General features: G+C 45.0%; 20 protein-coding genes. 6 read left to right on the top strand and 14 right to left on the bottom strand.

Going from position 1 to position 24,014, the window contains the following annotated elements; all coding sequences use genetic code 11:
• Window positions 1-39 precede the first annotated feature (39 nt).
• Window positions 40-453, top strand: a complete 414-nt coding sequence (locus AC0L6V_RS01605; protein WP_137169441.1) for a nucleotidyltransferase substrate binding protein — start codon at window positions 40-42, stop codon at window positions 451-453.
• Entirely contained in the window at window positions 450-755 is a 306-nt protein-coding gene (locus tag AC0L6V_RS01600) for a nucleotidyltransferase domain-containing protein (RefSeq protein WP_265216991.1), read from the top strand. Before AC0L6V_RS01605 ends, AC0L6V_RS01600 begins: the two co-directional genes overlap by 4 nt.
• Before the next feature lie 46 nt (window positions 756-801).
• Here the strand turns inward: AC0L6V_RS01600 and AC0L6V_RS01595 are convergent, their stop codons facing one another.
• From AC0L6V_RS01595 to AC0L6V_RS01570, 6 genes are all read right to left on the bottom strand, one after another.
• The gene (locus tag AC0L6V_RS01595; protein WP_265216990.1) at window positions 802-1,086 is read right to left on the bottom strand and encodes a YciI family protein; all 285 of its coding nucleotides are present in this window, start codon (window positions 1,084-1,086) and stop codon (window positions 802-804) included.
• 12 nt (window positions 1,087-1,098) lie between these two features.
• Entirely contained in the window at window positions 1,099-2,598 is a 1,500-nt protein-coding gene (locus AC0L6V_RS01590; RefSeq protein ID WP_409419260.1) for a tripartite tricarboxylate transporter permease, read from the bottom strand.
• A 13-nt stretch (window positions 2,599-2,611) separates the two neighbouring features.
• Window positions 2,612-3,094: a tripartite tricarboxylate transporter TctB family protein gene (locus AC0L6V_RS01585; RefSeq protein ID WP_265216987.1), complete on the bottom strand. Its 483-nt coding sequence runs from the start codon at window positions 3,092-3,094 to the stop codon at window positions 2,612-2,614.
• Between the two features lie 67 nt (window positions 3,095-3,161).
• Complete coding sequence (locus AC0L6V_RS01580; protein WP_265216986.1) at window positions 3,162-4,163, bottom strand: tripartite tricarboxylate transporter substrate binding protein; 1,002 nt, start codon at window positions 4,161-4,163, stop codon at window positions 3,162-3,164.
• Between the two features lie 14 nt (window positions 4,164-4,177).
• A complete protein-coding gene (locus AC0L6V_RS01575) occupies window positions 4,178-4,831 on the bottom strand; it encodes a DUF4286 family protein (protein WP_265216985.1) in 654 nt (217 codons plus the stop codon).
• Between the two features lie 2 nt (window positions 4,832-4,833).
• Window positions 4,834-5,868, bottom strand: coding sequence for a zinc-dependent alcohol dehydrogenase (locus AC0L6V_RS01570; protein ID WP_265216984.1), 1,035 nt, complete (start codon window positions 5,866-5,868; stop codon window positions 4,834-4,836).
• A 157-nt stretch (window positions 5,869-6,025) separates the two neighbouring features.
• Between AC0L6V_RS01570 and AC0L6V_RS01565 the strand changes: the two genes are divergently transcribed.
• Window positions 6,026-6,946, top strand: coding sequence for a LysR family transcriptional regulator (locus AC0L6V_RS01565; RefSeq protein WP_265216982.1), 921 nt, complete (start codon window positions 6,026-6,028; stop codon window positions 6,944-6,946).
• Between the two features lie 310 nt (window positions 6,947-7,256).
• Here AC0L6V_RS01565 and AC0L6V_RS01560 read toward each other — a convergent pair whose 3' ends face one another.
• The 5 genes from AC0L6V_RS01560 to AC0L6V_RS01540 all read right to left on the bottom strand — a co-directional run bounded on the left by AC0L6V_RS01560 (window position 7,257) and on the right by AC0L6V_RS01540 (window position 18,467).
• Window positions 7,257-10,763: an AAA domain-containing protein gene (locus AC0L6V_RS01560; RefSeq protein WP_265216981.1), complete on the bottom strand. Its 3,507-nt coding sequence runs from the start codon at window positions 10,761-10,763 to the stop codon at window positions 7,257-7,259.
• Between the two features lie 56 nt (window positions 10,764-10,819).
• On the bottom strand, window positions 10,820-12,181 hold the full coding sequence (locus AC0L6V_RS01555) for a restriction endonuclease subunit S (RefSeq protein ID WP_265216980.1): 1,362 nt from the start codon (window positions 12,179-12,181) through the stop codon (window positions 10,820-10,822).
• Entirely contained in the window at window positions 12,178-13,824 is a 1,647-nt protein-coding gene (locus tag AC0L6V_RS01550) for an N-6 DNA methylase (RefSeq protein WP_321160236.1), read from the bottom strand. Before AC0L6V_RS01550 ends, AC0L6V_RS01555 begins: the two co-directional genes overlap by 4 nt.
• 97 nt (window positions 13,825-13,921) lie before the next feature.
• Window positions 13,922-17,461, bottom strand: a complete 3,540-nt coding sequence (gene hsdR, locus AC0L6V_RS01545; RefSeq protein ID WP_265216979.1) for a type I restriction-modification system endonuclease — start codon at window positions 17,459-17,461, stop codon at window positions 13,922-13,924.
• Window positions 17,462-17,567: 106 nt separating this feature from the next.
• The gene (locus AC0L6V_RS01540) at window positions 17,568-18,467 is read right to left on the bottom strand and encodes a LysR family transcriptional regulator (RefSeq protein ID WP_265216978.1); all 900 of its coding nucleotides are present in this window, start codon (window positions 18,465-18,467) and stop codon (window positions 17,568-17,570) included.
• Between the two features lie 122 nt (window positions 18,468-18,589).
• On the opposite strand from AC0L6V_RS01540, the gene AC0L6V_RS01535 reads away from it, so the two are divergent.
• Genes AC0L6V_RS01535 through AC0L6V_RS01525 form a run of 3 tightly spaced genes read left to right on the top strand, consistent with a single transcriptional unit; the run spans window position 18,590 to window position 20,069 of the window.
• Entirely contained in the window at window positions 18,590-18,994 is a 405-nt protein-coding gene (locus AC0L6V_RS01535; RefSeq protein ID WP_418138706.1) for an MBL fold metallo-hydrolase, read from the top strand.
• Window positions 18,973-19,455 (top strand): MBL fold metallo-hydrolase, encoded by a 483-nt coding sequence (locus tag AC0L6V_RS01530; protein WP_265216976.1) that lies wholly within the window; start codon window positions 18,973-18,975, stop codon window positions 19,453-19,455. Before AC0L6V_RS01535 ends, AC0L6V_RS01530 begins: the two co-directional genes overlap by 22 nt.
• Window positions 19,449-20,069: a DsbA family protein gene (locus AC0L6V_RS01525; RefSeq protein ID WP_265216975.1), complete on the top strand. Its 621-nt coding sequence runs from the start codon at window positions 19,449-19,451 to the stop codon at window positions 20,067-20,069. Before AC0L6V_RS01530 ends, AC0L6V_RS01525 begins: the two co-directional genes overlap by 7 nt.
• Window positions 20,070-20,135: 66 nt before the next feature.
• Here the strand turns inward: AC0L6V_RS01525 and AC0L6V_RS01520 are convergent, their stop codons facing one another.
• The 3 genes from AC0L6V_RS01520 to AC0L6V_RS01510 all read right to left on the bottom strand — a co-directional run bounded on the left by AC0L6V_RS01520 (window position 20,136) and on the right by AC0L6V_RS01510 (window position 24,006).
• Entirely contained in the window at window positions 20,136-21,164 is a 1,029-nt protein-coding gene (locus tag AC0L6V_RS01520) for a lipid A deacylase LpxR family protein (RefSeq protein WP_265216974.1), read from the bottom strand.
• Window positions 21,165-21,372: 208 nt separating this feature from the next.
• Entirely contained in the window at window positions 21,373-22,389 is a 1,017-nt protein-coding gene (locus AC0L6V_RS01515; RefSeq protein ID WP_409419258.1) for a lipid A deacylase LpxR family protein, read from the bottom strand.
• A gap of 240 nt (window positions 22,390-22,629) precedes the next feature.
• On the bottom strand, window positions 22,630-24,006 hold the full coding sequence (locus tag AC0L6V_RS01510; RefSeq protein WP_265216972.1) for a short-chain fatty acid transporter: 1,377 nt from the start codon (window positions 24,004-24,006) through the stop codon (window positions 22,630-22,632).
• Window positions 24,007-24,014: the final 8 nt, after the last annotated feature.

The following is a 24,014-nucleotide window of genomic DNA, read 5'->3' as shown; positions in this document are numbered from 1 at the left end:
ATAATGCCATAATATATAGGCCAAAGAGATAACAAGGGCATGACCGAAGAAAATCTACCATCAGCACGTTGGAAGCAGCGATTTGAGAATTATAAAAAAGCGTTGTTGCAACTCAACGAAGCCGTCGAAGCCTACGACGAACAATCGCCAAACATCATAAAAGAAGGTGTTCTACAGCGATTCGAATTCACTCACGAACTTGCATGGAAGGTGTTAAAAGACTATCTAGAATACGAAGGTCATCAGAACATCACAGGATCAAGAACCGCCACAAGACTGGCGTTTAACATTGGCCTAATTAAAGATGGTCAAACATGGATGGACATGATCGAAAGCCGAAACAAAACGGTACACGCCTACGATGCCAGTATTCTTGAAACAGAATTTTCAAAGGTACGAGAAAGTTATAACGCCTGCTTCATCCAACTCAAAGAAAAATTGTCTACCCTATGACACTTTCCCAATACGGTATTCCAAATCAATTACTGGAAAAAATGTCAGAGACCTTTGCAAAGTATCCAGACATTGAAAAAGTGACTCTGTTTGGCTCCCGCGCCACAGGAAACTTTCGCAACGGATCAGACATAGACCTGTCTATTTCAACACCAAAACCGGACCTCATTGCTACGCTTCGTATTGAACTAGACGATTTAAACAGCCCATATCTGATCGACTTGGTGGATGAAAACAACCTCACCAACCAAGCCTTGTTAGCACAGATTCGAGAATCAGGAAGAATCATTTATACCCGTTAAACACTTGAGCTTCCTTATTGCCCAACTAAATTTGGTAAAGCCAAAATCAATCTATCGCCAGCAGTTTGATCTCGTGAATAGTGGTGGTTTCCCATACTTTGTGTACGGTGAATGGATCAGAATCCAACCAAGCTTGTAAAGCGGCTAAATCAGGGAACGCTACATGAACGTTGGAACCAATCATCTTGCCTTCCTCATTAACCATGGCACCACCGCTAATAAAAGTCCCTTGCTTTGCCATAGCTCGTAGACCACTCAAATGCGCTTCACGATGCTCTAAACGACGTTCTAAAGCATCTTCATAATCAAACGCAGTAACCACAAATTGCATATCAACCTCTTTTTATTTTTTAGAAAACTTTTGCTTCAGAATGCGCCAGAATGGCGTACTAGAAAGCGCAACAAATACAATAATAAGCAACAAAGTAAGTGACAAAGGACTGCTGAAAAGATTCGCCCAAAATGCCCCCAAATCATTACGCTCCGCCAAAATGGCACGACGCCAATTCTCATCCATAAGATGACTTAAAATGACCCCTAAAATAATAGGCCCCAGCGGATACCCATGACGACGCATGAAATACCCCATCACACCAAACGCCAACATCCACCAAATATCCGAGACACTGTTATGGATCGAGTAGGCTCCGACAATCGATAACAAAAAGATAATAGGTATCAAGATGCCTTTTGGACACTGAATAATTTTAGAGAAGACCTTGATGCCAGTGAGACCAAAAATCAGCAAAAAGACGTTCGCTAACAATAATGCTCCCACAATAAACCAAAACATATCTGGGCGAGTTTCGATCAATAAGGGACCTGGGTTCACACCATGAATAAACAAGGCACCAATAAACACCGCTGTCACAGCATCGCCCGGAATCCCAAGCGTCAACATGGGAATAAACGCCCCACCCACAGCAGCATTATTAGATGATTCAGCTGCGATTAGACCTTCTTTTGCGCCTTCACCAAAAGGCACCTCAGGCTTTTTCGTTACACGACGAGCATGGTCGTAAGCCATTAAAGAAGCAATTTCACCGCCTGTTCCTGGCAATGCGCCTATCGCCACACCGATAAATGAACTTTGAAGACTCAACGACAGATGTTTCTTAATATCTCTAAATTTAGGGACAATCTTATCCACCTTCTGCTTAATCATCGCCTTATCAAGATGATGCAACTGCACCAAGGCTTCGGTTAAACCGAACAAGCCGATCATCACCACAACAGGGCTAATACCACTCCACAACTCAACATAGCCAAATGTGAATCGTTCTTCTGCCGTAAGCGGGTCTAACCCCACTGTGCCGATACCAATGCCTAAAGCACCAGCGAAAATGCCTTTTATTAAACTTCTACCCGATAAAGCCCCAACCAAGGTGATCCCCATAACCCCCAACAGCAAATAATCACGAGGTTGGAACAACAAGGCAAAATCACTTACCGCAGGGGCCGCCACCGCTAACACGGCAATACCAACAAAGCCACCAATCACCGACATAATGGTAGACAAACCAATCGCCTGCCCTGCTAACCCTTTCTTCGCTAATGGATAGCCATCAAGCGCAGTCACAATGGCCGCGGGAGCACCCGGAATGTTCAATAAAATAGCAGTACGTGACCCACCGTAAACCCCGCCCATGTAGATACCAATCATCAAACACAAGGCATTGTTAATATCCCAAGAGAAAGTAAATGAGATCAAAATTGAGACCGCCATAGTGACAGACAAACCAGGAATGGCGCCCACATAAATACCCAGTAACGTCCCTAGCGCCGTCAGTAACACGTAATCAAGGGAGATCCACGCATTGAGCATATACATTAAAGAATCCAAAGCTTTCTCTCCTTTAATTAAACAAGTTCTTTAGGTAAAACAAGATTTCACGCTCAGGAATCATTCCCTCAGGTAACATCACCTTAAAAACAATTCGGAAGACTAGGTACGTCACCAATACCACCAGCAAGGCCAAAGCAAACGACGTCACTAAGCGAGAACCATTAATAGCGAAAACCAAAACGCCAATGAACACCAAAGAAGAGATCAAAAAACCAATGTCTTCTAAAAAAAGCGAGTACAGTAGAATCATCAACAGAACAAGGAACACAGCCTTAGGTATTTTCTCGACTGGCCTAGCACTGGAGAAAATAGACTTACCAAGAGCCATAAGAGATGCCATCACCATCACGCTACAGGCCATAATTGGAATCGATGCCGATGATCCTAAACCACTGTCTTCCGTAATGTGAAAAGCGTGGTATAGAAAAAATGAGCTGAATACAAGCAACAACAAATTAAAGAATTGCTCAGAAGTAATACACATGCGGTTCATAACAAAGAATTACCTACTAAAGAAAGCAAAGGCGATGGCAGTAATAGCATCGCCTCCTTTGCGCTGATTATGGACGCGGGATGTTAAAGTCTGCTGGCGACTTTTTCGCAAAACCTGAGTCGTAAACAATCCAAGACGAAACCGAACGATAACGTTCTAGAAAGGCCTCTGCCGAAGCACCGGACTCATTCATTATTTCAAAACCACGCTTTGCCATAAGTTGCTTAAATGACTCATTTTCAGCAGCAGAATGGAACGCCGCAACCAGCTTATCAACGGCTTCTGTGGGTGTACCTTTCTTCACAAAAATACCGAAGAATGGCCCCCAAGGTAGGTAAGACGACAACTTAGGATAAGTATCGGTAATGGGCGCAACGCCTGGTAATAGATTATTTTCTTTCGCATCAATAACCGAAATCACCTTCATGCGACCTGCCTGAATATGATCCAAAGCCGCACCAATCACCGATGACATCACATCAATGGTGCCACTTTGCAAAGCAGTCAAGGCAGGACCATCGCCATTATAAGGTACAGGCGTTAGGTCTAATTGCACCTGAGACTCCAACATAGCTAACACAATGGAAGTTAAACCGCCGTTCCCCGTCATCCCCGTTCTCACTTCACCAGGATGCGCTTTAACATAAGCAACAAACTCTTCAAACGTGTTATAAGGCGCGTCATTATTGGCGACAATGATCGGCGTACCACGGGCCAGAATATTAATCGGAATCATGTCGCTGTAGTCGATAGAAGATAACCCCAGTACTTTATGCATCTGTGGATTTTCAGCTCCCATCAACAAGGTATAGCCATCGGCTTTTTGGCTGTAAACGTATTTGGTGGCAATCGCCCCAACACCACCAGAGCGGTTAGTCATGATGACATCAACACCCAACTTTTCTTCAGCATAAGGCGTAACAGAGCGCATGACGGAATCGGTTGAGCCACCCGCTCCCCACATGATAATGCCCTGAATATCTTTATTCGGATAGTCAGCCAAAGACTGCCCAGATGTCACTAAAGCCATGGAGGTTAACGATCCAAGCAAGAGGTTTTTTATTTTCATAGTGGTATCCTCATTCAATAATTTGTTTTTGTTTTGAATTGATTTAGAAAATCATATCGCTCTAAAGTGAATTGATTGATTTCCAAATTAGTAAAAAGCTCTGAAAGCTGGTTACAAAGCGGCTCGGCATCCTCCACCTCGACTAACACAAGCATTTTTTGCACGTCTTTAGCCTCCTTGTGTGGCGCCCAAGGCAGTGCCGCTACCGCCGTATCCTCCATGGCAAAACGCCACGACTTTACCTGCTCAGCAAAGCGGGCTAGGCATTTCTCCTTAAAAACATGCGGCGACAACTGTGCAGCCGCCACCGTAATAACCAACAAGGCTTGCGCAGGCTCACCAAGATTGGGCGACGATTCAATGCCCTGACACACCACCCGTCGGATATGTTTAAAATGTTGACGCATTTTTTGCGACCAAGGCGTCGGATGAGACAACAAACGCTTGTACTCTGGCGTCTCCAATGTAGAAAGATCACGCATTTCATAGAGCGTAAAATATGGATACAAGGTATTTTCTGCATTTTTATAACGATAAGCATTGAGCATACCGGGTACTGTTAAACGCTCAGGCACATGCTCACCGGCATGCCATTCATTGTATTCTTGATCCAACGTAGGCTCAGTATCGTTCCAAAGAGCGAGCACGCCTTTTCCATCACAACGCATGGCTACTCCGGCTTTATCACGATTTTGGTTGCTTTGCCCGCGATCGATAATCGAAAGCCCTCTTCGCCGCGCTCAAGAGGCAAAACATGAGACACCATGGGTTTTAAGCGGTCGGCATGTTGACACAAGAATGCAACCATCTGCGGCCAAATACTTTCTAAAGGACGGAACGAACCTTTAATCTGAAATTGTTTACGCACCAGACTGGTCAGGTCCACAGGCACATCTTGCCCATATATTCCCGCCACCACCAAAACGCCGTTTGGCTCAAGGATTGACATCGCCTTAGCCAACACGGGGGCAGCGCCTGCGGCTTCAAATACAACATCAAAAGCGCCATCACTAATCAGGCTATTTAAACGCGCATCAAAGTCCGCATCGTCCCAATCCAAGGTGCTTTCGATTCCCACTTCGCGGGTACTTTGAAGACGGAACGCATCATTTTTACCAATGACAGTCACACGACAGCCCGCCTCTTTGGCTAACACAGCAATGGCTTGACCAATCGTGCCAGGACCAAACACGGCTACCTTTTGATTTGGTTTGAGTTCCGCGATATTCACCGCTTGCGCGGCAATAGTGAAAGGTTCGGTTAACGCCGCAATGTCTGCAGGTAAGGAGTCAGGAATAACCAAGCAATTTTTTTCAGGCACAAAGACTTGGCGAGCAAAACCACCATCACGAAGCATTCCAATGCTATCACGGGTACGACAACCATCAGGATTATTCGCCTTACAAGCCGCACACTCACCACAGGTTACAGACGGACGAACAACAACCCGCTGTCCAACTTTTAGTCCTTGAACCTCAGCGCCAATGGCATTGATCTCACCCACAAACTCATGACCGAGAGTAACGGGCAATTTAGAACGCATCCATTCGTAGCTCTTCGTCCACTCATAAACATGCAAATCACTACCGCAGATGCCTGCTGCCAAAACCGAAATACGAACTTCCTTTGCCTCAGGCAAGCCCAACTCAGGAACCTCAGTTAACTCAATGCCCAATTCAGGCTTCGACTTTCTTAACGCAAGCATCAGATCTATCCCCAATCATCACAAAGCTCCATGGCACACCTTACAAAAGGAGGCATGGAAAAATTCATTATTGTGGGAAGCAGTATCTGACATTCAATTGATATATAACAAATATCAATTTAGTATGCTTTCTATATATTAAAGATATAGGTAAAACATGGAATTAAGACATTTACGTTATTTTATTACCGTCGCAGAAAGCGGTAGCTTCTCTGCCGCAGCGGAAAAGCTATTCATTTCTCAACCGCCTTTATCTATGCAAATTAAACAGTTAGAGGAAGAAGTGGGCGTCCCCTTATTAACGCGATTACCCAGGGGCGTGCGACTCACCCAAGCTGGCATTCGCTTCTTAGAAGAATCAAAAGCCATCCTGAACCACATTGAGCGAGCCAAAGATCTCGCGAAACATGAAGACAACGAACACGGTGGCCTCCTCAGCATTGGCTTCGTCCCTTCTGCCAGTCACACCGTATTGCCCAAATTGATCAGCAAACTTCGCAGTCTGCGGCCTAATATCGAAATCAAAGTCAAAGAAATGGTCACGGCAGAGCAAATTACCGCCATTGAAGAACACAAAATTGATGTCGGCATTGCACGACCTTCCACAGTCACACGAAATAATACCAACATCGTCGCTGAGCTTAATGACCCTTTTTGCCTAGCGTTGCCTCTACATCATCCTCTAGCTAAGCAAAAATCGTTAACACTGAACCAAGCAGAACATGAGCCATTTGTTTTCTTCACCCGTTTCATTGCGCATGCCTACTACGACCAAATCATTGGATTGTGTATCGATGCAGGCTTTTTCCCAAAGACTCAATGCGAAGCCAGTACCATATACGGCGTATTAGACCTCGTCAGTTCTGGGCTTGGAGTGGCCATTGTACCCGCGTCAACCGTATTGCTGAGCACCAAAAACGTACAAATCGTTCCCCTCAAAAACCCAAGCCGCCCCAGCGGCATCGCACTCATGCACTCAGAAGAATCCGACAACGCCATAATCAAACTCGCCTCAACCTGTATGAAAGAAGCCCTATCAGACATTGAAGCCGAAACCCGCGAACGGCTGATGCTCTGATAAGCGTGCAAATGCTTAATTCTTTTGGATAACGAACAGGGAAAGAAATGTGTTCAGCAATATCATCAGGATTAGGATATTAGCCGGTTGGAACAGCATACTCTGTCATTATTAGACTAGGCGATTTAAACAGCCCATACCTGATCGACTTAGTTGATGAAAACAACCTCACCAACCAAGCCCTGTTGAAACAGATTCGAGAATCTGGGGTGACTGTCTACGAAAAAGCGCAATAGATTAAGATAGAAATATTACTCACTCGCTTTTATGTACACGGTAAGATTCAAATCATTTACATGAATATCATCCCTTAAATTTCTTCTTTATAAACATGACTATTTAATACACTAAGTTGTGTGCTTATTTCTTCATGCAATGAGCCAGTATAAGCCAAAGAAGTCTCCATATTTTTATACTTCCCTTCTCTAACAGCACTTGCCCAGTTATAAGATCCAACACATAGATAAACATCATCCCCCATAACGAGTTTGCTATGCACTTTCTCCACCACCTTGACAACAACACCATAACCCATCAATTCAGAACAGTTTTCCTCAAATAGATTACTTTTTGCAGTATCAGAACGATTATTAGATTGGGTATTAAAATAGCGATCTGTATAAACGATAACCTCCACTCCACGTGTTATGGCATCCTTAAATGCGTCAATAAAGCCCGCTTCTCTTAATTTATCCAAAGATAACCAAGGCGATACAATAGCGACTCTTTTTTGAGCATGCTGTAAGACTTCTTTTAACCATTGGTCGTGGTCTTCAGAATTACTAATTAATTTTGGTTCCTTACAAAATTTAAGTAAATCTGGCCGCGCCTTATTGACGCGAAAAACCAGTTGACTGTCTTCATCCTGCAACAAATATCTTGCCAGTAATGCTCTCGGTGTTCCCGTAGCGGCATGAGTGATGACTTCCATATCGCCAAATACAACAAAACTGTCTTTTGCTCTAGAAACAGCCACATTCAAAATTGAAGGATCCTGATCAATGAATGTTCCATCCGCATGTCTAGAATAAACCATAGAGAATATAACAACCGGGCGTTCCGCCCCCTGCAATGCGTGAACAGTTCCGACTGTCACGGCTTCAGCGTTACTTCCCACTTCAATACCAAGCTCTTGGCATTTTTCTTTAATAAGCTCAGATTGTGCTTTGAAAGGCGAAGCGATACCGACAATTTTCGCCAATGGCAGGCCATGAGCGCTTTCAAGACGATCCTTCTCACTTCGAAGCCACTCGGCAATAGTGATTGCCTCCAACTCATTTACTCGACTACCAGACGACAACCGCTCTGAACGACCATCGACATGGACGTAAGCAAAAGGAGGGATCTGAGAATCTACTGCAGCTGTATTTCTTAATGGCTGTAATAATCCTTCATAGCAAAGGTCATTGCAGAACGAGATAATAGGCTCTAAACAACGACGATGTTCACGTAAATACATACCGAGTTCAGCTTGGGATAGATAATGGTATTGACTAGACGCTTGTGCCACGTGCATAGCACTTCCACCAACCACAGATCGACCAGATGCTTTTAAAAGCTCATACTCTTCTTGTGAAGCCATTAAATTATTAGCAAACAAATTGCCCAAATTAACGGAAGGCGTCACCCCAACAACTGGCTTAATTTGAGAAACATCGCCAATCATCACCGCACGCTTAGCCAAACTGATTGAAGCTCCAGCGACTTCTGGTGCTACTTGTCCCGCTTCATCAATAATTAACAGATCAATTTCTTGCGTTAAGTATTCTTTACGGTACTGAGCGTCACCTTCAAAAACCTGATGTGTCATATGGCTGGGCAAAGCATAAAGCGTCGACACAACACAGGGGGTTAACTTCATTCGACGTTGCCAACGCTGACGCACGGCTTTTCTTCCAGTTTTTTCTTTTCCTGTATTCGCCTGCTGCTTCAATACTTTATGTTGCTCGGCACAATCTTCTAACCAACGGGCTTCCCAGTAATGAGTTGCCAATTGAAAAAGAGTAAACCGTAACGAAACATCCAAAACACAATCTAATTCATCAAAAGAATCAGGGACAGGCTGTGTCATGTCTAACCGAGACCAAAGTGCTGCAAACGATTCTTTCGCTTTTTCAAAATTCGCTTTTATCGTTTGTAATCCTTGAATATCCGCTTGATACGCGTCGCATATCTGAGTTTGATCATCTAAATATTGTTTTAAAACTCGTTCGACTGTTTGTTCAGATGAACCATCAGCGTCTTTAATTCGGCGCTGACCGCCCTCACTAATGTTAGCCTCAATAAAAAGCTCTCTTCTTAATCGGCGTTTACGTGCAACCAAAGGAAGGAAACTCAACAAGGACAACATCCAAGACTCATCAGCACAAAAATGACGCCATTTATTCAAGTCCTGTTTAATGACAGACTTCAGCGTTAATAAACCATCTAACTCGGTTTGTTTTTTAACGATAAACGCTTCTGGATCAAGATCTATTGCTCGCCATGCCACTTCGCTATCAAACTTCGTTTGCCATACGGCTAATACCTCTTCCAAAGATTGATAGGCAGCTAACAAACCAGCATGAAGGCGCTTTTTCACCTTGTTAACGCTTAGTAAAGAGTCATCATCAAACGCCGCACGGGCATTTTCTAAAAAGTCCTCTTCTGCCTGACTTACAACGTCTGGGCGTTCTATTTCTTTATAAAAGCTGACTGTTTGATAATGCTGGGCTTCCTTTGCTTCCTTACTTCGAGCAGGAAAATACCCACCATAGCTCTTCATTGTTGATAGCCAGCGCCCACCAAAAGGGCCTTTTGTCATTTCAAAACCCTTTTCGAAGGCTTCTAAAATATTAGTAACAGCTTGGTTATTAGTGGATGCTGCGACAATTAGCGGAGGTTCTGACTGATCTATGGCAGCTTGCACCCAACTGGATGCCACTAAAGATAAAACGAAGGTCGTTTTACCTGTTCCTGGTGGCCCATTTACCGCCAAGATTTCACCCTCTTTCATTGCTAATACCTGCCCGAGTGCATCTCGCTGAGCCAACGCAAGAGGATATTGAGAGCTTCCATGTCCCAATCGATGCTGAAAGCTTTGTTGGCTTGTCATACAGGGTATAAGAGGTGGGCGATCCGTAGCCGCATACTGAGTTAATAATGGCAGGGACGATTTCTCTTTCGATAACCAATCATAAAGTTCGATTATGTGACGCGATGCCCCCATTTGCGCCTGAGATTTAACAAGATAAGCATTCTCCAGCCTCATAAAGTTATCTTGTAACAGCTCTCGATCGCAAAGCTTCAGCAATTCGCGCGCCACATCACAATAGCTTTGCCAGAATGTCGCACCCTCGTCTTCTAATAAATTAACCGCTTCATCATAAGGCCAATATTTAGGCTCATGCTTGGTTAAAAATTCATCCTGTTTCTCGACCGAAAGAAGAGTAAAGCTGTCTTCAGGTAATGGGCTTAAGATATCTCTAGGGATGACAGGATACGCAGCAGGTACAAAATGCCCAGTTCGGCTAACCCACAGCCGACAAATTAACGGCGCTACATAGTCAGGGTATAATGACGATTTTTTCTTACCATGCTCTAAGCGAACCTTATGAACCATGGGTCGAAACACGACTTGCACAAGCTGAGTATCTTCCGCTTCATTATGAAACAATGTGGCGAGCAAATCAGAGTCAGCTACTAAACAACCTTCTTTAAAAACACTTAGATCAACCTTAGCTAATCCTTCAATATCACTTTTACTGAGAGCCCCTTTGCCGCTCTCAGCATCCGCTAACGAGTTACGCCAATAAGATAACCATTGCTTGGTCTGCACCCACGTATCCTTACTTGTATTCTCAGAGTTTATGTCTTTATTTGGCATAGATTAGGTTACTTTTTCTGCCCAACTTTCTTCGCGGCCTTGGCAAGGGCTTCACTTTCGGCGCGGGCGGCGGCGATGCGTTTGAGCAATTCGTCGGCGGGTTCGTCGGTCGGATCTTGCGGCACCAGTTCACCACGAAACGCCTTGGCGAGGATCGATTGGGTCAGTTTATCGACCCGCTGTTGGGCTTTTTGCACTTGTTTTTCGATGGTGTCGGCAAAGGCAAAGTATTGATCCACAAGGCGGATGATTTCGGTTTGTTCTTCTAAGGATGGTACTGGAAGATATAGAACCCGAAACTTCTTCAAATTAACTTTTTGTTGAGCTACACCAGCAGAAATAGCCGAAATTGCTTTTTGAAATAAACTAGATTGCATTGCGTAAGCAACGTATTTGGTAAGTGCAGTAACTGGATTGACAGTTAATTTTATACAGTCTGCAGTGATAACAGCTTCCGGTCTATCATTTGGATATATCGCAATATCACCTGGTGGATCTCCCATTTTTGTAATTAGGATATCTCCCGGCTTTACTCTGTGAGCTTTAAGTTCTTCAAACTTGGAATCAGAAACAAATTTAGTTTTATCTGAATCAAATACTTTAGAACGAATTTCTCTTACAAAAACTAAAGGGTGGCCCTGTGATTCATAATCATCAACTTTAAGATTACTTCCAAAAGGCCCAATTCCTAATGAATATCTCTGCTTACAAGCAATATCATCTACTTTAAGATCTTTGTAACCTGCTTTAACTCCTCCCCTCCACTCCTCGGTCAATTTCCCACTTACGGCGGCGGCGAGGACAGATTGGCGGAAGCGTTTGAGAATGGCGGGGATGCCGTCGAGGCGGGCTTTGATGGTGTCCACCTGCGCCAAAACTTGATCCAGTTTTTCGACGATGCGTTTTTGCTCGGCTAGGGGAGCAAGAGGAAAGTCAAGGTCTTTAAGAACTTCTAACCGAATGCCTTTTACTGTTGTTCCCGTTCCTAAAGATTCAATTTTCATTCCTTGAGAGCGATACCAATGTTCAAAATAATATTGATTCACTTCCTGATTGATAAAAAGTGCTTTTAGGTCTTGATTGATGGCTGAGTCAAAACTTGCTCTGATAATTTTTCCTAAACTCATCCTTGTCGCTACAATAGGTGTCCCAGCTGGAATAATATTCGTACTGCTATTTTCGACTGCTTCTTGAGTTATATGATCAACGGTATCTGTTAAGAACGATTTATTCATATCCTTAACAGTCATCCAAGGAATATCTCCCATAAAGTAGGACGGTTGAGACTTGCTAGGCGTTCCACCACCTACAATTTTATCCACAACGCTTTCAAGCTTGACGGACACCCACCCTTTCGGCAATTCGCTCACGCTTGGCCTCCAAATAGTTCGCCTTGGCCTTTCTTATTACCTTGCTCTTTGCTCTGTTCGACGGCTTTTTCTTCCAAACCAAAGGCTTGCTCTAAAAGCTGCTTTTGCGCTTCGGCTTCGTCGTCGGCACCGAGGGCTTGCATCAGTTGGTAAAGTTCGCCCATGGCTTCGGTGAGTTCCGCCATGGCTTCGCCTGCCAATACGTCTGGCTCGGGGAGATTTTCCGAGTTACTGGCTTCGAGGTCTTTAAGCCATGTGATGTCTAGGCTGTCGCCTTTTTGCTCGCGAATGTAGTCACGGCTGAATTTGCGCCAGCGGGCGTTATCAACGCCTTCCTCTTCACTCAGCCCTTCGATTTCACCGAGTTGCTGGCTTTTCCCAGTAAAAACGCCCTCTTCCCGTGGCGATTGGCCGTTAGCGTCTTCCCCGTAGGCGGCAATAAAGGCATCAAAGTGGGCTTCGGTGAGCATGCGGCGTTTGCCAAAGGTTTGCATGTTGGTGCGCATGTCGTACACCCACGTTTCTTGGGTGCAGTGGGTGTCTTGATGTGGGTTGTCTGGGGTGCCTTTTTGGAAAAACAGCACGTTGGTTTTCACCCCAGCGGCGTAGAAAATGCCCGTGGGCAAACGCAGAATAGTATGCAGGTTGCATTTGTTCATTAGGTCGCGGCGAATGTCGGTGCCCTTGCCGCCTTCAAACAGAACATTATCTGGGATCACCACAGCGGCGCGGCCACCGGGTTCCAGCGTTCCGATAATATGCTGCATAAAACACAATTGTTTATTGCCCGTTTGGTGAACAAATTTACGGGTAATGTTGCTGCTGGACGCGCTGCCAAACGGCGGGTTAGACAATACAAGGTTAGCCTTGGGAATGTCTTCCCCATCGGCACCCAAGGTGTTGCCAAGGTGAATAGCGCCGTGTTCGCTGTCGCCTTCGATGTCGTGCAACAAGCAGTTCATTAGGGCAAGACGACGGGTTTCGGGGACTAATTCAAGACCAATAAAAGCGCGCTCCATTTGGAACTTTTGGATGTCGTCGGGCAAGTCTTCTAAGTTATTAGTCTGATCTTTAATGTATTTATCGGCTTCGATCAAGAAACCTGCTGTGCCTGCGGCAGGGTCTTGGATGATCTCGCGCGGTTGCGGCTTCATCAGCTTCACAATGGCGTTAATCAAGGGGCGTGGCGTGAAGTATTGCCCTGCGCCAGATTTGGTTTCGTTGGCGTTTTTCTGTAGCAAGCCTTCGTACATATCACCAAAGTCATCACGGCCTTTGCCGCTGCCATCGTTGTCGTACCAGTCCAACTTGTCCATGTTGTCGATCAGTTCGGTCAATTGGGCGGGCTGGGTAATAGTCGTTGTGGCATTAAGGAAAATCGCTTGGACGATGGCGTGATGATCGCCATCCAGCTTGTTTAATAAGGTTTTGTAAAAGCTGTGCTGTTCAATGCCGATTTTGCTTTTTAAATCTTTCCAGCGGTAGCCTTCGGGCAGTAACTCTTCTTCTTGCCCGGTTTGTTCGCACATTTTTAAAAACAGCAAGGAAGCCAGTTCGTTCACGTAGTTTTGGTAGGACACGCCACCATCGCGTAAGTTGTCGCACAGCTTCCAGAGTTTGGCGACCAGCTCGTTGTTGTTCATAAAACGTCTCTATGTTGTAACACTAGTAAATAAGAGCGCTTTAGCCGATGTTGGGCTAAAGCGCATTAAGAGGATAATGGGCGAGTATGATACTCACCTAGGCCAGTTCGTCCCAGATGTACTCGTTAAATTTTTGCAGAATCTCGTCCAGCTCGTTGTCTAGGGCGTCTTGCAAGCGGCGTTTGCCGCCGTCTCGTCGGTAGTTGCCGATTTTGTACACGTCGTCGTCCAGCACGACTTTGTCTTTAATGGAGCTAGCAAGACGATCTAGCCATTTGACTTGCACGGCGTTCCAGTCGCGCTCGGCTTTGATCTTTTCTAGGGCGTGATCGACCCGCACATCAAAAGGCAAAAGCTGTGGGTTCTTCATGCTGGCGCGGCGAATGTGCCCCACCAGTTTGGCGGCAATGTCTTGGTTGGTTTTCTGTTTCCATGCGGTTTGCAAGGCGGATTCGTCAAAGCGCTTGGCGTCAAACCATTCTTGTAATTCCACCAGCCCTTTGCGGGTTAAATCGCGGGGGCGATTGACCACGGCATCCAAGGCCGCCAGTTGGTTAATGTTGTCACGCACTAGGCGATCAAAGGCATCCAAAAAGTCGTCTGGCTGGTTGTAATCACCATACAGGGTTTCCACGCCAATCACCTTGTCGGCAATGTCGGTAAAAATCGGGCGGTCACGTAGGCTGTTTAGGGTGCGTTTTAGGTCTTCAATTTGTTCAACCAAGTTAGGCAGCTCGGCAAAGTACTGAGCGGAGACCCGCGCCCCTTGGCTTTTTAAGGTTTTGCCCAGTTCCGCAAAAGAGCAACGGGTGACGTTCTTCAAGCGTTCGTCGAGTTTTTGTATCTGCTGCTCTACGTCTCGGCTGCGCAATTTTTGGTAATTGGCTTGGGTAATGACGCGCTGTAGTTTGGACACCAACTGTTCGTGGCTGTTTTGTGCAAAAGATTGATCATTGCTTTCAATCAGCTCGTAGGCTTTGTCGTCACTGATTTCCGCTACCAAGGTGGTCAGGCTGACCTCTGGGCGCACCACCACGGCTTGCATGGTGTCGACGGATTCTAGCGTGCGGTATAAGTCCACAGCGTCGAAAATACGGAAGTTGGTTTTGCCTATGTCGGGGCACAAACGTGTGGCACGGCCTTTCATTTGTTCGTACAAGATACGGCTGCGCACTTTGCGTAAAAACACCAAGTTACAAATACTGGGCACATCAATGCCTGTGGTAAGCAGGTCTACGGTGACAACAATATTTGGTAAACGATCTTTTTCGTAGCGGGTAATCAGGCTTTGTACCTTGTTGGCGTCTTTATCTGAATTGCCTGTGATTTTGATAATGACGTTGTGTGCTAGGTTGGCAAATGCCGGATTGCCAGATTGTCTAAAGGCTTCTCTTAGCGCATCGACCACCGCATCCGCGTGTTCGTTGTTCACACAGAAAATGAGGGTTTTCTGCTGGCCGTTTGGGTCAAGCCAATTGGTCAGCTCTTGGCAAATGGCTTGGGTAAAGCTGGGGGCGATAATTTGCTTGTTAAACTGGTCTACTTCGAAGTTCTGTTCGTCTTCTAGCTGATCAAGCTGTAGGTCGCCATTCACCGTCAGGCGCTGTACCTGCTGCCCTTTGGCAAAGGCAATGCCTTTGGTGTTCAGTTCGGTGTTGATCTTAATCGGCGGTTGATAGTCATTTAAATAGCCGTCAATCACGGCGGTTCGGTAAGAATAGTTAAAAATCGGCCGGCCAAAGATCTCTGTGGTGTGCAACGCCGGTGTGGCGGTGAGCGCCAATTTAAAGGCATCAAACTGGTCGATCACACGACGATAAGCGGAGATGTAGTCCTGCTGATCGCGGAAGGCAAGCTCCCCTTCGGTTTGCTCTTTGTCCAGAATATAACCACGGTGGGCTTCGTCTATGATGATGGCATCGTACAAACCCACGGGGATAAATTCATCACTTTGCAGTACGCGTTTCACCAGTGACTGCACGGTGGCAACGTGGATCTTGGTACTGTCTTCGGGGAAGCGATCGGTCAGGCCTTTGATGTTGAAAATACGGTTAAAGCTTTGCTCTTGAATCCGTGTGTCGTCAAAGGAAGCAAGGGCTTGCTCACCCAACGAGCGACGATCCACCAAGAAAAGCACGCGTTTAAAACGCTGGGACTGTATCATGCGATACATAATGGCAATGGCGGTTCGGGTTTTGCCTGTGCCCGTCGCCATGGCTAATAAAGCGCTACGCTTGCCCGACACCACGGCGTTTTCCACCGCGCGCACAGCGTCTTCTTGGTAGTAACGCAACCCCAGTTCGCTCATATCTTGATGGGTGGCAAACCAGTTGTTTAGCTGCCCGGTATTTTGCTCTAGCTTGGTTAGTAGCTCTTTCGGGGTGAACCATTGGGGTAAAGCGTCTGGCTGGTTGGTGGCAAGGCGTGTGTCTCGATACCAAATGCCACTTTTGCTTTTAACGGCGGCACTGTAGCCGCGCCCATTAGCGGAAAAGCAAAAAGGTATCTGATAGCCCGTGGCATTGTATTGATTGATTTTAAACTCACTGACAGCGGCCATCATTTGCTCGTCGTTCGCGGCGCGCTTCGCTAATTCTTCTCGATAGGCGAGTAAATCAAAGTGTTTGCTGTAGCGGTAAGCTTCGTTGAGTTTATCGGCTACGTCTTGGTTATAACGCTTGGCCTCCACCACACCAACGGGGATTAATCCTGCAAACAAAACATAATCGGCAAAGCCCACCTTACCTGTTTCGTCTTTGCCTGTTGGCCATTCGGCAATGGCCATATTGCGACCGATAACTGGGCGCGTGCCATTGCTGTATTTGAGGTGCTGAGTGTCCGCATCCCAGCCAGCAAGACGCAGTTGCTCATCGATCAAATAGCGCGTTTCTTGCTCATCCAAATTGAGAGGAGTTTGGCTGGCCTGTTTGGCGGTAGTCTTGTAGAAAATATGACGATCTGGCTCGCTCAACTTGGCTAATTCGTCTTCTTTGGCCTTGAGCTGGGTTTCTAGGGCGGCAATGCGCGCTTCGCTTTGCGCTTGGGTTTCTTGCTGGTCACTTTCCAATACCGACAAACGACCTTGTAGCTCGGTCAGTGCACGCTGTTGGGCGTCTATTTCCGCTTGGCTTTTGTGCTCTTGCTGCTCTGCGGCTTTTTCTGCTTGTGCTAGGGCGTCTTTTAACGCGGCGATTTCTTGCAGGTAGGCCTGTGAATTTTGCTGGCTTGGTAATTGGAACAGTGGCGCTGCGAAGTCTTTGTCACTACTTGTTAAACGGTAATACCAAAGCGCCAAACGAAACGCCAAGCGCAAGCACATTTCGGCATCGTTTAGGTCATTGTGGTATTTGTGTACCGCGTCGTTGCCAATGGTGCGCAGCTTATGAAAGACATTGATGATATTTTCATCTATGTTGGTTTTCTTTTGGATTTCAGCGAGCAGTTTAAACTGGGTGTCTTGTGGTTCGATGTTAAATATCTTACCAAGATGGTTCGCCACCGACTCACCAAAGATACGCAGTTTGACTAAGGTGGTGTTGGGGTCGTCTGGATAGTTGTTTTCAGCGGCTTGGGCGATAGAGAGAAGAAAGTCGTTGTGACCTTTTAGAAAAGCAAAATTAGATTGAGTTATTGTCATTGCGTTCTAAAGTCCCTTCTGCGCTTAATGTCATCATCTTGGTTTGTCAGTTTACCCTGACAATTCAACTTGCGGAATCCCTGCTGATTGAATATCCCTTGAATTCTCACCAAGGATGCTTGGCAAAGTAGCTTTCCAGATGGTCGATCAAGGCACGAACATTGGGCGATAAGTGTTTTCTAGAAGAATACAGGGCGTAGATAATTAGGTCTTTGGGTTTCCATTCCGGTAAGACATGGCACAGGCTGCCATCGTTAATATAACGACTCGCTAAATAAGTGGGTTGCAAACAAACGCCCATGCCATTTAATGTGGCATGCAAAAGCGCTGTTGCTTCGTTAATGCTTAAACGACAGTCCAACGAGACAGATTCAAATTGGTCATTTTGGGAGAGGTGCCAGATGTGACGCTCTAAGTTTTTGTACCCCAAACAATCGTGCTTAATTAGGTCTTGCGGATGTTGGATTTCGCCTAGGGTTTGCCGTACTTTTTCAAGGTAAGCCGGAGAGGCCACCAACACAGATTCACACACAGCAATAGGCTTACCAATTAAAGAAGGGTCTGGGTTCGAGGCGATTCGAATGGCAAGATCGATGCTTTTTTCGGTTAAATCAGCAGCGCTGTCTTCTAAATCCATATCAATATGAAGTTTGGGATGCTGCGTCATAAAATCTTGAATGGCTGGCATGAGTTGGGAGAAACCAAACGACATGCTCGAGGTGATTCTCACCAAGCCTGACAACTCCTCGCTGGTATTCACCAAGGATATAAAATTATCGGCTTGCTCCAACCAAAGCTCGACGTCTTTTAAACAGGCTTCACCAGCGCTAGTCAGGGATATTTTTCGTGTCGTGCGATGCAACAAACGAATCTTTAACCAATCCTCCATCGCTTCTATATACCGCGTCACCATTGGTCGTGACATATTCAAGCGGTCTGCGGTGCGGGAAAAGCTCCGCGATTGGGCAACATCGATAAAAACTTTAGCGGCTATCACTCTGTCCATAATTCTACTCACCCACTTGCACGATATAAGAAACAATCATGCTCATTTTTGTGTATTTTTCCGAGCACGTCAATTCTCTATGATGACCACATAAATTAAACAATCACTCTTTGGAGAGAAACATGAAAAAATTGATTACATTGGCGGCTTCTGCACTTATCGCTCATTCTGCTTTTGCGGCAGACGCAAAGCCGTTAACACTAGATGTATATAATGCCGCTCCTAGCAGCTTTGGTGTTACGTCTACTTTGGTTTATGGCGAAACCGAAGCCATGGTTGTTGATGCTGGATTCACCAAAGCCGATGCACTGCGTATTGCTGCAAAAGTATTGGATTCCAATAAAGAGCTAAAAACGATTTTCATTAGCCAAGCGGACCCCGATTACTACTTCGGTGCCGAGACGCTACACGCTATTTTCCCTCAAGCGGATATCATCACGACACCTGCAGTTAAAAAGATCATTGAAGAAAAACTGGCAGGAAAATTGGCTTTTTGGGACCTCAAATGGGGGCAAACGCACCAGTAGCTCCTATCGTTCCTACGGCTTACACTCAGTCTACTTTAACGGTTGACGGTCAAACAATTGAGATTCGTGGTACTGAAGGCGTTTTGGCTCACCGCCCTTACCTTTGGATTCCGACAAATAAAGCTATTTTAGGTAACGTTGCTGTATTCGGTAATATGCATCTATGGATGGCGGATGCACAATCTGATGAGAGTCAAGCTGCATGGAAAGCACAGTTGCAAGAAATGCTGGCGCTGAAACCGACAACCGTTATTCCTGGTCATATGACTCAAGGTACCGAGTTGACTGCAGACAGCATTACTTTCTCGCTTAACTACATCACAGATTTTCAAAAAGCGAAAAAAGACAGTAAAAACAGTGCTGAATTGATTAAAACCATGACTGCGAAATACCCAGAGGCGCAAGGTGCGTTGAACCTAGACATCGCAGCAAAAGTCCATAAAGGTGAAATGAAATGGTAAGAGTCCATTACTTCTTCGATCCTATGTGTGGTTGGTGCTATGGCGCAACAGCCTTAGTCGAAATTTTGGCAGAAATGTCTGAGTTTGAAATCACTTATCACCCTGGTGGCATGATTCCGAAACGAGCAATTGATCCGTCTTTTAGGCAGCATATTTTGCAGGCTGACAGTCAAATAGCCACTATGACGAAAGTACACTTTGGCGATGCTTATAAAGCGAGAGTTGCTGGCGCTGGTGATTTTATAGTGGATTCGTATTCCACAACTCGCGCCTTTCTTGTTGGTCAAGAAATGGGCATCGAAGCACACAAGATGCTAGCAGCGATTCAAAAAGCGCATTACCAAGATGGTAAGCATTTAGATGAGTTGAATATTTTAGCGGATCTAGCGGTTTCGTTGGGATTGGATAAAACGATTTGGGAGGAAAAAATGGCCCAGTCCGAACCTAATATGTTAATGCAGGTAAAACAAAGCCATCAATTAATGGCAAAAATGCAAGTCAGTGGCTACCCAATGCTAGTGGTTGAAAAAGACAGCAAGCTACAACGCCTCGCTCACAGCTACTATTATGGTAAAACACTGGAATGGAAAAACTATTTGACTGGCTTTATCTGAGTATCTGACACCCTAAAGCCTTCTTTACTTAAGTAAAGAAGGCTTTCTATGCATGCTCACACACCGTTAAATCTGCCAAGCAAAAGTTAACGTGCCGTAACGAGTATATTTATCCATTTCTCGGTCATGCTCATCGCTACTAAAGCTAAAAGGAGAATTGATGGCAAAAGACAAAGCAGAATCTCCCCAAGAATAAGTGACTCCTGAAGTGAACATATTGTTGTTATGATCGTAATCTATCGAACGGCTATCACGAAAAGTATTACCATCGGTGAATATTTGGTTGAATGTATAACCGAGTTCAACACCTGCAAAAACAAACCACCCTTTGCTGACGGCAATGGGATTAGACGTTCTAGAGTCAACTAATAATACAGTAGAAAAGGAATCATCAAGACTTCGCCCATATCGCAACATGAAGCCACTGCTAACAGAACTTCTTAACGTACCAACACTCATTGCTGCGCCCGTTAATAAGTCTGTATGGCCACTATCGGACACCCAAGACCGCCAAGTTCGACCACGCGATAACTCAAATACCACTTCATTTTCTAATTGTGTGTCCCACCCTCTTGGATTTTTAGCACTGATCACCCGGTGAACCGCTTTTTGAGTTTGCTCTCCCATGGCGAGAGGTCCAACCAGTCCAATGGTGGTGGCAACCCTATCGGCATAATCAGGCATAACAGCAATATAGGTATTGGTAAAACTCAATAACGCAGAATAAGGAAAGGTTCCCTCTGCTGGCACTTCTACTTCGATATCATAGGGCGTTGTCAGTGTTTGACCGCCACTGTAGATATTAACCGAGGCTCTCGAATGTTGACTTGGCATACTCCACATCAAAGGCCTCACCATAAAACCAGGTTGTTGTGCTTTATCAGGAGAGTCATTAACGTCAAAATAAGAGACATAGATTCCGTTGGTGTAACCATTGTCTTCATTGACAAAAAAGTCATTGTCTAATGTCGCAGACAACCAATGTGTATCAGCGTAAGCCGAAGACCCGAATAACAAAGAGATGCTCAAAAAATAGTGTTTAAACACCAAGGTACCGTTATTACGGGGAGATTTTTTCCCTTGTCGACCGACCATCGTTCACCCATTTGATACTGAAAATGGGGAGTATTATAAAATGGCTTCGATACTAAAACTGCAAAGAGTGGCACATATCACAATTTAGCCATATAAGGATGCTTTATAAGGAGTTTGTCTTAAGCGTTCTTATTTTTTGCAATTATCTTAATCGGTTAGGACTTCAATTTTTCATTTGGAAAAACAAGTTCGTCACATCAAAAGCTAGTTAAAATTGCCAAGCTAGAGTCAATGTTCCAAAACGATTTAACTGCTCTGTTTGACGACTACGCGCTGTATCGTCTTCTGAAAATGAGGATAGATAAGCAAATGACAAAGAACTCGCTTGACCTATAGAGTAAGTAATACCAGTCATGTAAGTATTGTAATGGTGATCATAGTCAATAGAGCGACTCTCTCGAAACGTGTTCCCATCCGTCATAATTTGATTAAAAACATAATTCGCCGATACACCGGCATAAACAAACCAACCGTTATTTACAGCAATTGGGTTAGCGGCTCTAGAGCTAGCTAATAAAACTGTTGAATAAGAGTCTCTAAGGTTTCGACCATAGCGCAGCATGAGACCTAAACGTCCTCCGCTTTCAATGGTTCCAAGACTCACATGTCCGCCTGCTAATAAATCCATTGTATCCAAGCTAGATGCAAGCACCCTAATAGCTCGGCCACGCGAAAAGCCAAAAACGATTTCATTCTTTAATTGCGTATCCCAACCCATCGGCTTTTCAGCACCAATAAGTGCATGAAATTCAGTTTGTGTTTCTTTGCCCTTTGCTGCTGGACCCACAATACCAATAGAAGTACTGACCCAATCTGCATAGTAAGGGCCTGCAATAATATGAGCATTGGTATATTTCAATAACCCTGAATAAGGGATAGCATCTGCCGGAGGATTTGCCTCGGTAATGTCCTCAGCAGTCGTTAATGTCTGGCCTATACTATGTACATTTATTCTATTTGATCCGTATCCACTTGGCATTGTCCATAAAAGTGGACTAACCAAAAAATTGGGTCTTAATCGACCTCCTACTGTGTAAAAAGAAAAATACATACCGTTAGTGTAGCCATTATCTTTCCCTACAAACACATCGTTATCTAGAGTAAAAGATGCAAAATTGATATCAGCATAGGCATTCATACCGAGCATAAGAAGAACGGCAACTAAACACTTTTTTAACCCTCCCCCTTTAACAGTATCAAGCTGTGTGTTCTTTTTGACAATCATTAAGCACCCGTTAAAAAATAAAATGATCGTCATTATAAATCGAACTTTTACAAAATATTCATACACATAACATCTATAACATTTCAACACATTCGGGGGACAAGCCACATTTTAAATACCTTGAAGACATCGGCAAACCCAGCTAAGTGGAGGATAAGTAAAAGTAAAAAACCACTACTTAGGTTTCCCCAAATAGTGGTTTTTTGCATGCGCTCTACACAAAAGCAACACTAAAATTTTTTAGAAAATCAAAAAACCTAGTGAAATAATCACACCAGAACCGATCAAGGCCATCAAGCAATAACCCATTACGTCTTTTGCACCCAACCCAGCAATAGCTAACGCTGGCAATGCCCAGAATGGTTGAATCATGTTTGTCCACGCATCCCCCCAAGCAATCGCCATGGCGGTTTTCGCAGCATCCACACCCAACGCTGCGCCCGCTGGCATCATGATAGGCGCTTGTACCGCCCATTGACCGCCACCGGAAGGAACAAAGAAGTTCACTATGCCGGCACTCAAGAAGGTAAATAGAGGAAAAGTCGTTTCATTAGAAATGGATACAAACGCCTGAGAAATCACCCCCGCTAATGACGCACCAGAATCCCCCGTTGCCGTCATCATACCCATGATGCCAGCGTAAAATGGAAACTGCAGCAAAATACCAGAACAGTTTCGTGCACCTTGGGAAATCGAAATCAACAAACTTTTTGGTGTGCCATGCAGTAAAATAGCAGAAAACAAAAAGATAAAATTGACCAGATTTAAATTCAGTGCAAAACCATTATCGATAAAATAATAAATAATGTAAGCAAAGCCCATTACGCCTAACACTAACGATAAAACACGGCTATTTTCCAAACGCTCCGCTGGCGTCATGTCGGCTTTATTGGGTGTGTCAACGTCGGGTTCTTTCAACAATTCAGCGTCAATCGTAATGGTGTCTTGCGGCGCTGGGTGCATCAAACGATTCAATAACGGAATCGTGACAAACATCACTGCCAAAATGGTTAAGTTCATCGTGGAGAAAATAGTCTCAGAGGTTGGAATAGCAGCCGTCACCGCGCCATTAGTGACTTTCTCTATATTCGCACCGCCCGCAATAGACAAGGGAATGGAACCCGACAAGCCACCATGCCAGAACAAAAAGCCACTGTAAGCAGAAGCAATCAATAAACGATAATCCACGCCCTTTACACGAGCGGCGATTTCTTTGGCGAAGATAGCTCCCACCACCAAACCAAATCCCCAGTTCACCCAACACGCCATTGCGCTGATCACTGTGACCAAGATAATCGCTTGGCCTGGGGTCGTTGCTACACCTGCCAACATGGCCAATTTACGTTTAAATGCTGGCGCACTCGCCATGGCATGACCGGTTACCACGACCATGGCCATCTGCATCGAAAAGCTCAGCAAATTCCAAAAGCCACCCGCCCATGCATTCACCACTTGCATTGGACCCTGACCCGTACTCGGCATCACAAAAAGAAACACTACAAAGGTTAAAACTATAGCGAAAATGAAAGGATCGGGTAGATAACGCTGTAAAAGCGCCACAAAAAATTGACTGACTTTCTGTAAGCCAGTTTGTTTTTGTTCAAGAGTTTTATTCATCGGTTTAT

The sequence above is a fragment of the Marinomonas sp. G8-14 genome (assembly GCF_055808935.1).
The sequence above is the reverse complement of the archived record's forward strand: the minus strand, read 5'-3'. Positions and strand labels throughout refer to the sequence as shown.